The following is a 12,988-nucleotide window of genomic DNA, read 5'->3' as shown; positions in this document are numbered from 1 at the left end:
AAGAATTAGCACGTTTATACGGAACATCTGTACAAGAAGCTGCAGACATCATAGGTAACCAACTTGATTGTGCGCCACACGAAGACATCTCTGGCTATATCTTTATGGTACCCAACTGGGCGCACAAATGGTTCCGCCACAATGGCTATGTATCAAAAATGGGCATAAGTGACAAAAAGAGACCTAAAATGGGTCTCTTTTTGTCATATAAGCCCAATTTAATTTTTCAGACCTCAAGGCCTCTATTCTTTAACATTGAGAAAGACTCTCACTTGTACATATTTCCACTTCAAGTAACTTCTAACCCTAACGAGTCAACAGCTAATCGATGCTGTTGACTCGTTCTATTTTATGCTTCTTCAACTCGTTTCTGTTGGTGTGGATGTAAAGCATAAACTCATCGAAGACTAAATATATTTTACCGTTCATGGTCATGAGTCCAACATTGTCGGAGAGTTGGATGCGGTCGAAACCTTCAAATGAAGATTTGGGGACTTTGTAGAACTCGCCTGCTTTCTCGGATGTGATGTACAGATGCGTCGGGGTAACGGCATAGAGACAGGGGCGGAAGTCGTATTCAAGATGTTGAAACGGCTTCACAATCTGGCAATCATGATGCAGCCATTTGCCGTATGTAGTAACAACGTCCTTTTCTGTACAACGCGTGAGAAGAATCTTTGAGGGCCACACGCCAGAGTGCATAAGCCGGAGTAGTGGGAGCTGTTCGGGAATATAGTCCAACATATCTGTATGATACCACACATTGTCCGCATCGCCATACTGCAAACCTTTCATTCTATGCTTAATGGCTTCGGGATGGAGCATATAATAAATCAGATTCCCGCTGGAGTCCTTGATAATTAAGAGTGTATAAGTGATACCCGTCAGTTTGTTTTCAGCATCTTTGTGCCAATGGGTCATAAAATATGTGCCAGCATTGAGAGCTTTCTCAATGTGCCAAAAGCTCGTATTGAGAAGTCCTCCTCCACACTCATTCCAATACCCCACAATATCCAAATCAACTGAATCCTCTTTCATCCTGTCGGCTAAATCATAAAGAAGATCGGCATTCATGTATGACATATAGGTATCGAGAATCTGCTGCACAGAGAAGAGTAACTTCAGCCGGGTTTTATGCCGCTCTTCTCTTGCTCTCGTGATAAGGGGAAGTTTACTAAAAAACAAGTCATCGTTGATAAACTTCTCCATTAGCTGCATGATATTTTCATACTGTCGAGAAATATCATTCACATCGCCTTCTTTAGAATCATAGCCTGGGATAACTTTCATCAGCATCAAAACCAGAAAGGGAATACTAATATCTTGCTCTACAATTTGCGCATAGATGGCTGCTTTCTTTGCGCCTATATCGGTAGTCACATTGGGTGAACAACAATAAGTCATCAACTCAAGGGCAATATTCTCGGGTTTTGCACGACGATACAGATTTGCATGAAAAAAACGCCACGCTCTTTTATATTGAATCAGAACATCATCCAGATTTACGAGGTTATCTGTTTGCAACCCAACTTCCACTTTCAGATCTCTAAAAGTAGAGCGAAGTTTCTGATAAGAACCAAAACTTCGCTTCATACCGTTACTGTGTATCGAACGGTTGTCGAGAAACTCTTCCAACTCCGCCATTGTGTTGTAAACAAGGCGAGTATTCGCTATCGTTGTCAGCCATTCTTCATACTTTATTTGCTCCTTCTTCATCGTTTCCTTTTTTGTTATTGCAAATGTACTTCGAAATCTATCTCAGCACAAATAGCACAGAAGAATTCTACTCAAAAGCACGTAATAAACACAAGTACAATGTATCATCCTACAAAACAGAATACATATTCTTTCCCTTTCCACTGCATTCTCTCCTCTAAGTTCATTTGCAGAGATAAGACACTTCGAAGTCTGCATTGAATGCAATTTTATGAAGTCTCAGATTTCCCAACTTCTTCATTCTTCACATTAACAAATAAGACAAAAAATCTCATCTACCCTCCAGAGGGTATCCCTCCATTTCTCCTCATAAAAAAGCGATGAATGGCGTAGCAGAAAGGCTTCGTAAGGAAGAAGAGATACCTTTCTGCTATGTCCTTTCTTACGGGTTCTGTTCATTTTTCTTTTAACATATTCCGCTCTAAATGCCCATAATGGAGTATTTAGTTTTTTTAAGACTCTTTGCAACTTTGCACCGCTTAAAAACATTTATAAGAAATATGAATATTAAAAGTTTAATCATGCCTTTAGTGGCATTTTGCTTTCTGGGCCTCAGCTCCTGCAGCGATGACAACGGCCCTTCTTACAGTTCCACGACCTTGAAGAACACGGAACTCATGAACATTCTGAAGTCAAAGGGATACACTTTTTCCCAAGATGGAAAGTTAGAAATCAACGATTTGGTTAAATCCACTGTCTCGCTCGACTTAAGTGGAACAAAACTCTCCGACTTCTCTGGACTCGACATTCTACCCAATCTCAAAGAGGTTAAACTCTCCAACAATGGCTACGGGCCTACTTTCGACTTCGCTCAGCTGCCAGCACAAATTACCGGTGTAGATTTGACAGACAATGATATTTATGACTTTGAAGGACTGGTGAACGTAAAGACGGAAGAGAATGGTGATGAAACCATAACACAGCTGCACAAAATCACGAAATTGTACTTGCCACAGACGGCAAAGTTCAACATCAAAGACCTTGTGCGTTTCTATCGAGAGAAGAAGGCTGAGATTGAGTCTGGCAGTATAGACGTGAAGATGGAAACATCAAAAGGCAACTTGCAGAAATACAATACCATTCGCGAGATACCTGATGAGAATATAAGGGCTAATTTCAAAAAATATTTTTCCAGCATCTTTGATGAAGACGGTATTCATATTGACATCAGCAAGCGGTTAAGCAACAAAGATAGGTCGAATGCCTGTGTATTTAATAAGTGGTATGGAGTAGCCACTGCTGAAACACTGGAAGGGGTACAATATATTGTGAACAATCCTTATTGGGACGGCAAACTTCTTACTGTAAACCTGACAAACAAAGCGAAACTCCCATACCTGAGACCCTGTAGCGGTCTCATGACCTTGTCATTGACAGACGTGGATGCCTCTGAAGGCATCAATCTTGAGGATGCTACAAACATGACAGGTCTCCTATGGGTAAAGGTTAGCGGTATTAGCGAAATAGATTTAAGCCATAGTACCCTGTTTGGTCAGAGAGCGATTGAGCAGGAACAGGATGGTCCCGGTGGTTCCTCACTTGTTTTTGTAGAATGCCCGGATTTGAAAAAGATAGCTTTACCGGAAAAAAGCGGATTGCGATCTTATATGATAACATTTGCGAATATGAAGAGTTTAGAACAGGTAGATTTGTCCAAATTTAAGATGATATCCAATTTGGAACTTGGTGGTTTATCTGCGAATTGTCGTGTTACCTATCCGGAATTGACGGAATTTCATACCTACGATAAAAAAACCTCTTTTGCGTGTACGCAAGACGTGTTTGACAGACAGGAAACAAAAGACTTTATCAAGAAGTATCTCAAGGTCTTGACCAGTGGTGGTGGCTACATAGATGGAGTTGAATGGTCATCACTAATTAATAATTAACAAAACATAAAAAAGATGAAACATTTATTTATTTCTACCGTATTGACGGTAATCAGCATTTTAGGATTTGCAGTAAATTCTAATGCGCAGACAGGTACTTACAATGGTACGTTGAGTAACATTACTATGAATGGGAAATCATACAATGATGCTACAAATCAGAGCTTTACATTGACAAGCACTGGTGGTAACCTGTATGATTTGAGAGGTACAGTGGGACCTATTGGCAAGATGCCAGGAACAATCAAAGTAGAACTTAAAGTTTCTATCAACAACGGAGTTGTTACAGCAACGACCCCCATAGGCGGTTATGCCGGTAAATTGATGTTGTTGGATGGTGGATTACCCATTAAAATTAAATTATCCAGTTTTACAGGCTCTCTTGTAAATAATGAACTCCATTTCGTTCTTGACACATACGCAGGTTGGCAATTTGTTCCTGTCTTCCCTGCTTCTGTTACTTTTGACGGTACGCTACAACCATAACAAGGCGACATGCGATTCATAACAGTAAAATGTATCCTTTGCCTCTTGGCAGTGTTCTCATTGGGTTTATCTTCCTGTAACAGTGATGACAATTTGGAACAAAAAGCCCCCGCTCAGGAATACCTAAAAGAGGCAAAGGATATTTTGTCAGGAGATATTGTCCTTTCCACAAAAGCGACAATGAACACGGTCGATAAGACCCTCCTGCCCCAAGGATGTCCTACTAAATTTAATTTCAATTGGGAGAAGGACAGTCTTCGTCTGACGCTCGATGGCTTTACCGTAGGCAAGATGCCATTGATTGTGTATTTCTCATGCAAATGTAAGTTTATGCAACTCAACTCTTGGGAAAAAGACGAATATAAAGGGGATGGCTGGATAAAGTTTAAGGGTAAGGACGGTAGCGTTACGGGAAATCCTAAAGATGATTCCGGAGTACAGCAAGGAAGTGGCGCAGGTGTAGAAGGCTATCTGAATGTGAAAACAAACCAGATTACATTCATAGTCGATTACAACATGATGAATGTGCGTTCCGAGTGTTTCTTGCAGACCATCGACAAGAGTCGCATCAAGCACTATGAAGAAGACTTCAAACGCTATGAAGAAGAGCTTGCCGAATACAAGAAACAACATGGATTGTAACGACTCGCGGAATAGCGCGTGATAACTGGAAGAGGAAATGAAATACGTTCCTCTTCCTTTTTTCTTCTACGCTACACAATAGGTCTCGACACGGCCGAAAATATCCTTATTGCGTTTGAAAATACAATAAGGCTGTCAGCTCACATCCTTATTGCGTCAGCTCACGCCCTTATTGTATCCACGCCTCGCAGAATATAGCCGTGCACCCCCCCCGCTTCTCGGAGAGAGAAGGAGAGGTAACCACGTGGAGGAAAGGTTGAGATCAGAGAACGTCCATGTACGCACCCACTATCCCCGAAGGAGACGCACCATGCTTAACCGCGGGTGACGTCCGAAAAGGGACCCTGTGGGGGACTCCGCAGAGAGTGTCCCTCCAACACCAGTAGGGTCGCACAGCAGCCTCTTTCCCCTCCAGAGAGTTTGGTTTTCTGCCAACATTATCACAAATCCACTACACTTTAGGGGGTATTCACACGTCTTTTTCTTCAGAATAGTGATGAATTCCTTACTATACGGCCTCCTCATAAATGAGGAGAGGCTTTTTAGAAGAGGATTTTCTGCCATTTCTTCCAACTTTTGGATTCTTTTCTGGTGAAAAATCCCCATAAGAGGGTATTTAGAATCTCTCCAAATCTGTGCAATTTTGCAGTGGCTTCATCCACTGATAAAAAGTGAGTGAATTATTAAAACTTAGATTCTCTAAGGTTTTTCGCATGATAAGACGGTTCATACTCATGGCCGTGCTGCTTCTCAGCATGGCTCTAACAATATCAGCACAGCAGGTTGTCAGCGGCAACTATTTAGGCCAATTCACCCGCATCTACATGAATGGAGAAAAGAAAGTGGGCGCAAAGGATTTCACCACGAAAGTGAGTCAGTCCGGTTCTTCCATCAATCTCCACATTGATGCGTTCAAACTGGGGCGTATGCCGGGCAATGTCACCATCGATGCCAACAACATTGTGCTGAAACCCGATGGTAGTTTCAGCCAAACAGTTGACAAAGGCATCCTCATCAAGATTCTTTGGAAGCGTACGGCATATAGCGCAAAAGTATCAGGTAAAGTTGTCAACAATGTACTGAATTTCACTGTAACGAGTATCGACGCTTCTTATTTGGGAATATCGTTCACAGCGAGCATCAGCTTCAAAGGGACGAAACAAGCATAAAGAACAAAACACGCGCAGAGTTCTCTCTAAAAGCGATACAAACAAAACCTCAAATTCAATAAAGAATGAAACATTTAAACAACTATATTTTGGCAAATATCAAGTATCTACTCATTTTTGGCTTCTTCCTCTTGCTCGGTTCCTGTTCTTCAGATGAGAATTTAGACAAGAAGGATACGTCTGAAACTTTGGTGGCTGAGGCTAAGAGCTTCTTGAATGGAGATTTCGTTCTCAACACACGTGTTTTGATGAACGGCGTAAACAAAACCTTACTCCCACAAGGCTGCCCCACGAAGGTCAATTTCAGTTGGAGCAAAACAGACAAGAACGCCCTTACAGTTCGGTTAAACGAGTTTACAGTCGGACAAATGCCCCTTGTCATCACGTTTGCTTGTGATGCGAAAATCATGCAGCTCTCCTCGTGGGAAAAGAAAGAATATAAGGGAGACAACTGGATAAAGTTTCAAGGTGCAGATGGCTACCTGGTAGTCAACAACCAAGCCAAGAATTCCGTATCGAAAGGTAGTTCGGTAAAGGGCTTCTACAATGTTAAGACGCACGAAATCAACTTCATCATCGATTTCAATATGATGAACGTAAGCTCCGAATGTTTCTTGCAAACCATCGATAAGAGCCGCACCAATAAGTATGAGGAGGAATTTAAAAAATTCGAAGAAGACCTCGCTGCCTATAAGAAAGAACACGGCTTGTAAGGAGCCGTGAAAAGAAATAAAGTGATAAAGGGTAGTGGGAATGAAGAATTTTTCACTTCCCTTTTTCCGAAACAAACGACTATGCAAAAGAAAATCATACTATTTCTACTCTTCTGCCTCGCCTGCTCTATGAACGTTTTGGCGCAACACAAGGTGAAGGTGACTGTGGTAGAGAAAGGCACACGGCATCCTTTGGCAGGCGCACTGGTGAGCTTTTCTACCAACAAAGAACTTACCCATACCGTCAAGGCGGTTACAGATACCGATGGTAAGGCGCTTCTCCATTTGGAAACGGGTGATATGCCCCACTATTTTTATAAGATAAGTGTGACGGGCTATATTCCTATCACGGGCTCTCTCCCTCTTACCGAAAACGAACTCAAGGTGGAGATGAACGAGGACGTGATGTATATCAACGGAGCTGTAGTTACGGGTTCCAGAACAGAACGCCCCGTGAAGCTCTCCCCCATCACCACGCAGGTGTTGGGCGGAAAGGCACTTGTGGACGCTGGGTATAGCGACCTGCAACACGCCTTGCAACAAGAAACACCAGGTATGAACATCCAGAAAGTGGGGTTCGGCAACGAAATCTCTATGCAGGGACTCGATGCGCGCCATGTCCTGTTTCTCCAAGACGGAGAGCGCATGACGGGCGATATGGCAGGCAATCTCGACTACGAACGCTTCAATCTCCACGCCATCGACCGCGTAGAGATTGTGAAGGGCGCGAGCAGTACGCTCTATGGAAGTCGTGCTTCGGGAGCGGTTATCAATCTCATCTCTAAAAAGGCCACAAAGCCGCTTGACATTCAAGCGGGTATGAGATGGGCACAAAGAAATGAGCGCAACTACAAGAACCCACAACCCAAGGACTTCCTCTATATGTTTGAGAAAAACAGCGACCGTCCTAACCTGCAAGCGTGGGTTTCGGCCGGTATGAAGCAGGGAGCATTCACCTCACAAACGGATGTGTTGTACAGCGAAAGCGATGCGTTCTATATGTACCAGTCGGAACACGACAAAAAAGTGTACACAAAAGAGGCCAACCCTTTCCTCCCCCACGATATCACACTGACAGGTGCGGCCGAACGTTCGCCCATGGGTATTGAAGGTACGGAGCACATCTCTGTGGCGCAGAAGTTCTACTACGAACCCAGCGACAAGCTCTCCTTGCAGGTGTATGGCTCTATGTTTTTCCTCAACTCCTACGATTTGATTCAGGACATGACCTTCTCGCAGAGTCGCGACTTTATGGCGGGAATGAAAGCAAGATACGACGTAAAGAATTGGTTCTCTGTGAACCTAAGTTTGCACGGCGATTTCTACGACCGCTTTAAGCGTCATGAGCGCATCGACGAACGAAAGAAAGTTTACAAAAGTCGTATTCTCGAACCGCGCCTCACGCTAACAAGCACCTACTTCGCCGCACACAGCATGATCTTTGGTGTGGAACACACTACGGACGACCTCACAAGCGACCGCTTTGTTAATCGCAAGATGACCACCCGCTCGCTCCACGAAACAGAATACTTCTTGCAGGACGAGTGGACACCCAACGACCATTGGATGCTTTCCACGGGTGTGCGCACCAACTTCTCCAAAGCGTTCGGCTTCATGTGGATGCCGAAAATTGCGGTGAAGTTCTCCCCCGACAACCATTGGGCTATCCGTGCCAACTATTCTATGGGGTATCGCGCACCGAGCATCAAAGAACTCTTCTTCAATTGGGACCACCTGGGTATGTTCCAAATCAGAGGTAGTGAGGAGCTCAAACCAGAAAAGAACAACTATTTCTCCATTGGTGCAGAATACAGCAAAGACCGCTTTTTCATCAACGTGAACGCTTACGGGAATTTCTTCCGCAAAAAGATAGAAGGTATCTGGCACATCTATGATATGCAGTACAACTTCGAATACATCAATCTCAGCAGTCAGCGTATGCTGGGCGTTGAAGCACTGCTGAAATGGCGCATGACGGACAACTTCACGCTCAACGCCACATATAGCTATGTGAATGTGAGCAAGCAGAATGGCATTCAGGTAAATACCACTTCGCCCCATGCTGCAACGGGTAGTCTCGACTATGTTTTCAGTCGCCCCAACTATCGTCTGAAAACCATCTTCAGTGCTTCGCTCATGGGCGAAAAGAAATTCGATGTGCAAGATCGCGTGTGGGTGGAGGAACACAAGAAGAGCTACGATGCATATTTCCGCTGTACGCTCCCCGCCTATGTTTTGTGCAACTTGGCTGTGGTGCAAACTTTCTACAACAAGGTGAAAGTGACGCTGGGTGTTGATAATATCTTCAACTATGTGCCTCACACTTTGGGCTCGGGTATCACCATGTTCAACGTACCTGCCACCTGCGGAGCAAGAGGATACATGCAGCTGGAATTCCTCGTCGACGACATTGTTAAATCATTAAAACGTAAGAAATGAGACACTTTCTTTTTACCATAATAGCAGCGGCCGCTCTGCTAACGTCCTGCGTTGATTACGACTCTGAACCTTTCACGGGGAAAGTGCTCCCACGCACCACGGGCTATTCCACGGGCGTCACCAACGATTGGCTCTATATCAATCTGCGCACGGGGCAAATGTTCAACCGCAACAAGGTGAATGAAGACATCACCGAAGGAGAACAGAAAAACCGCCTTGATTGGGACATCGCTTTCTGCGGATACCGCCTACGCACCAATAGTGGCACTTCGGGCAACGGACAAGGAGCTGCGGCCGATTTGGGCAACGGGCAGTATGAGAAATGGACTACCGTGGCGCAACTCCCTGCTGATTTGCAATGGGCGGTGGACGACCATTCGGTTTCTATCACCATGTCGCGCAACGATTGGAACAAATACCTCATTGCCAACCATCTCAACTTTGAAGAAAACCCTTGGTTCGACCCTAACAAAGGACCAGCAACGACTCTGACAGATGCCAACCCCATCCTGGCAAAGGCAATGACCTTTACAGGCCCTCCTCCCGTTTATGCACCATCCTTCCACACTTACGTTGTGAGAACCGCCGACGGAAAGCGTTATTTCAAATTGCAGCTCATCAGTTGGTACAAGGCCGACACTCAGATTGGCGACACGGGCGGACAGATCAGTTATTATTGTGACGAATTAAAATAAGAAAAATGGAAACGAAAACGAAAAAGAATTATTGGGGAAGAACCATCGCTTCCTTTCTCCTCGTTCTCTTCTCTATGCCGTTGGGGCATGGGTTGATGATTATGATGGAGAAATTTATGAGCGAAGGCGCGATGCACGTTGCAGGCTTCATGCTGGGCTTTGTGGGTTTGTGCATGGTCATCATAGGCGTCTTTGTCAAAGGCGACACGCGCCAAACGCTTTGGGGACTCATCGGCGGATTACTGTTCTGGACAGGTTGGGTAGAGTTTCTTTTCCTCTACTACGCTCGCCGCTACGGCGTGAATCCTGAAATCGAGAATGGAGTAGTTGTGACAAAGCCGGAATACCTCATCTTGCCTGCTTCCTTTGGTATGTGGATGATGATGATGGTGATGTACGTCTTCAGCACGCGAAACGGTTGCGACTTCATCACATGGATTCAGAAAGTATGTTTCAAGGACAAACGAAAGGTTATCGTCACGCAACCCATGACGCGCCACACCAGTATCGTCACCTTTATGGAAATCAACATGATTCTTTGGGCGCTCTATTTGCTCTTGATGTTCTGCTACGATAAGAACTTCCTCGGCGATCACCACCCCGTCACGTTCCTCGTGGGAGTGGGCTGCTTGATCGGTTCCATCTTCATGTTTAAGAATCAACTCAAGTTGGCTTCTTGGGGAGCTAACATCCGTATGTCCATCGCTACGGTCATCATCTTCTGGACACCCGTAGAGATTTTGGGACGTATGAATTTCTTTCACGAATTTTGGATAGAGCCTGATAAGTATGCTTTCGAGATGAGCAGCATCCTCGTTGTTTTCATCGCCTTAGGCATCTATCTCTGGCGAAAAGGGGCGGTGAAGAAACGCACTAACGCTCCTCAAACTCCGGCAGGGAAAGAAAATTAAGAGGCACGCCTCCTCCACACTTTAAGAAGAAGAGGCGCAAGGCACAATGAGAGTCAAGTTTTTCAAAATTAGTATAGAATGAATCGTACACCGATGTACAGCTGCTTGTACATTGGTGTACAATTTTCTTTTCCTCTCTTCTGCTTCTCCACAAAAGAATAAAGCAGAAAATTCATATTTTTGTAATCACTTATAAAAAGAAAAATAAGAAATGAAAAAGGCAGCTTGGCGCAAGCACCACAAATGGTTTGGACTGATATTGGGTTTCTTCATCATCATGTTCTGCGTGTCGGGACTGGTGTTGAACCATGCTGAACTTTTCTCAAATGTCAATATCAGTCGCTCCGTACTCCCTTCCGACTATCGCTACACACAATGGAACGGCGGACTTCTGCGCGGCACTATGCGTTGGCAAAAGCAGGTGCTCATCTATGGCAATAGCGGCATTTGGCGAACGGATAGCACGGCGTCGTCCGTCACGGATTTCAACCAAGGACTCCCCCATGGGGCCGACTTCCGTCAGATTCGCGGCATGGTCACAACGCCCGCTGGAGAAGTCTTTGCGCTGGGTCAGTATGGACTTTATCGTTTGCAACCCAATGGGCGATGGAGCGAAATAGTGCTGCCTCGGGAAGAGGGCGAAAAACTAAGCGACATCACCACCCTGGGCGACAGTCTCATCGTGACGGGTCGCTCACACATTTTCTTGGCTCAATCGCCCCACACGAACTTCACCCGTATCCGTCTGCCGCGAGCCTCCACCGACGACGGCAAAGTATCGCTATTTCGCACCGTCTGGCTCTTACACAGTGGAGAGCTTTTCGGAATCGTGGGCGTACTCCTCGTTGATAGCATCGCAATCGTCCTCATTTTCTTAACGCTAACGGGCGTTGTGTACTGGTTTATCCCTTATTTGGGCAAAGGCAGAGGACGTTTGCTACAGCGCAAACTTTCGGCATGGCACAACCACATTGGAACTCTCACTATCGCCCTGACGCTTTTTCTTTGTATCACGGGATGGATGTTGCGCCCACCAGCACTCATAGCTCTTGCCTCGGGCAAAATTCCTCCCATCCCCTTCACGACCATGGACAGCAACAATCCTTGGCAAGATAAGCTCCGCACGCTGCGCTATGACAGTGATGAGCAGGAATGGTTGCTCTATTCCTCAGAAGGTTTCTTCTCTCTCAAGGATTTACACGCACAACCGCAAGCCGTGATTGTGCAACCGCCCGTGAGCGTGATGGGCATCAACGCGCAGGAGAAGGACGAGCATGGGCAGTGGCTCATCGGCTCTTTCTATGGTATGTTTCGCTGGGACAGGAAGAAAGGCACTGTGACCGATTATTTCACGGGGCGCCCCGCCGAACCCATTCGCGGAATCCCCTTTGGGAAAAATGCCGTGGCGGGATTCACCTCTCACTTCGGTAAATCTCCCATCGTTGTCGACTACTATCGCGGCACTACTGCTCTTCCCATGCCTTCTCGCATGGCTTCTCTCCCAATGTCGCTGCGCAATGTCTGCATAGAAATCCACACTGGTCGCATCTACACCTTCTTGGGCAAAGGCACACTCTTCTACATTTTCCTCATAGGTTTGTCCCTCGCCTGGTGCCTTTGGACAGGTTGGAAAATTCGCTACCCTCATCGCCGGACAAAACGCTAACGGTACATATCGCCACCTACAATAATTGTCCTTCCTTTCGCACAACAAGCAGCGAGGGGAAGGATAATTTTGTAAAAATACAATAAGGGTGTTGGCTGACGCAATAAGGATGTCAGCTGGCAGCCTTATTGTATTCTTAAATTCAATAAGGATATTTACGCGCCCAACCACGATGCGCCCCTCCCCCATAAAAATTATTTTTTTCTAAAATTTTCTCGAAAAACTTTGGAAGAGATCTTACGGAACCACTCTTGAGAAGCTTATATAGCTAAACTCTTTCAGCGTATGATTTTTCCTATCTTCATCTAGGAAATAATAAATATATATGCTTTTTTATACTATTATATAAAAAAAGAAGTAATTTTGCACACTGATTTTACGAAAAGAAAGAAAGAAGAACTATCTGAAAAGAAATATCATGATGCAGGAAACGTTGTGAATGCTGATATTCTGACAATATAGTTAGAATGTGAGCGTTAACAATTATGAAAACCTTCAAGCAACATATCCCCTCTCTCATTACTATTCAAACAGACTTGCAGTATGCAATAAAAAGGTATCAAGATTTTGGAAGAGTCCAATTCTTTACACTTATAAAGAAAAAAACAAGAACAATGAAAAAGGAATATCTCAAACCTTCATTCGAAAGTTTATCCGTAGAG

10 protein-coding genes are annotated in these 12,988 nt (G+C 44.8%); 9 read left to right on the top strand and 1 reads right to left on the bottom strand.

All coding sequences use genetic code 11. The annotated features are described in order from the left end of the window. Positions 1 to 321: 321 nt before the first annotated feature. Positions 322 to 1,716: a hypothetical protein gene (locus tag ABLA33_RS09105; RefSeq protein WP_347720060.1), complete on the bottom strand. Its 1,395-nt coding sequence runs from the start codon at positions 1,714 to 1,716 to the stop codon at positions 322 to 324. Between the two features lie 500 nt (positions 1,717 to 2,216). Here ABLA33_RS09105 and ABLA33_RS09100 point away from each other — a divergent pair, with 500 nt between their 5' ends. From ABLA33_RS09100 to ABLA33_RS09060, 9 genes are all read left to right on the top strand, one after another. Further along, on the top strand, positions 2,217 to 3,605 hold the full coding sequence (locus ABLA33_RS09100; RefSeq protein WP_347720059.1) for a hypothetical protein: 1,389 nt from the start codon (positions 2,217 to 2,219) through the stop codon (positions 3,603 to 3,605). 15 nt (positions 3,606 to 3,620) lie between these two features. Beyond that, positions 3,621 to 4,091 carry a hypothetical protein gene (locus ABLA33_RS09095; RefSeq protein ID WP_008822857.1) on the top strand — a complete coding sequence of 157 codons (471 nt, stop codon included), beginning with the start codon at positions 3,621 to 3,623 and terminating at the stop codon, positions 4,089 to 4,091. Between the two features lie 9 nt (positions 4,092 to 4,100). Then, positions 4,101 to 4,733, top strand: a complete 633-nt coding sequence (locus tag ABLA33_RS09090; protein WP_347720058.1) for a DUF4903 domain-containing protein — start codon at positions 4,101 to 4,103, stop codon at positions 4,731 to 4,733. Between the two features lie 713 nt (positions 4,734 to 5,446). Next, a complete protein-coding gene (locus ABLA33_RS09085; protein WP_347720057.1) occupies positions 5,447 to 5,902 on the top strand; it encodes a calycin-like domain-containing protein in 456 nt (151 codons plus the stop codon). A 65-nt stretch (positions 5,903 to 5,967) separates the two neighbouring features. Continuing rightward, on the top strand, positions 5,968 to 6,615 hold the full coding sequence (locus ABLA33_RS09080; RefSeq protein WP_311490352.1) for a DUF4903 family protein: 648 nt from the start codon (positions 5,968 to 5,970) through the stop codon (positions 6,613 to 6,615). Between the two features lie 81 nt (positions 6,616 to 6,696). Then, positions 6,697 to 9,054 (top strand): TonB-dependent receptor, encoded by a 2,358-nt coding sequence (locus ABLA33_RS09075; protein ID WP_347720056.1) that lies wholly within the window; start codon positions 6,697 to 6,699, stop codon positions 9,052 to 9,054. Beyond that, positions 9,051 to 9,749, top strand: a complete 699-nt coding sequence (locus ABLA33_RS09070) for an HmuY family protein (RefSeq protein ID WP_311490350.1) — start codon at positions 9,051 to 9,053, stop codon at positions 9,747 to 9,749. Before ABLA33_RS09075 ends, ABLA33_RS09070 begins: the two co-directional genes overlap by 4 nt. 5 nt (positions 9,750 to 9,754) lie before the next feature. Then, positions 9,755 to 10,660, top strand: a complete 906-nt coding sequence (locus ABLA33_RS09065; RefSeq protein WP_347720055.1) for a hypothetical protein — start codon at positions 9,755 to 9,757, stop codon at positions 10,658 to 10,660. Positions 10,661 to 10,871: 211 nt separating this feature from the next. Next, the gene (locus ABLA33_RS09060) at positions 10,872 to 12,326 is read left to right on the top strand and encodes a PepSY domain-containing protein (protein WP_347720054.1); all 1,455 of its coding nucleotides are present in this window, start codon (positions 10,872 to 10,874) and stop codon (positions 12,324 to 12,326) included. The last annotated feature ends 662 nt before the right edge of the window (positions 12,327 to 12,988 follow it).

The sequence above is a fragment of the uncultured Alloprevotella sp. genome, assembly GCF_963536905.1.
GTDB lineage: Bacteria > Bacteroidota > Bacteroidia > Bacteroidales > Bacteroidaceae > Alloprevotella.
The sequence above is the reverse complement of the archived record's forward strand: the minus strand, read 5'-3'. Positions and strand labels throughout refer to the sequence as shown.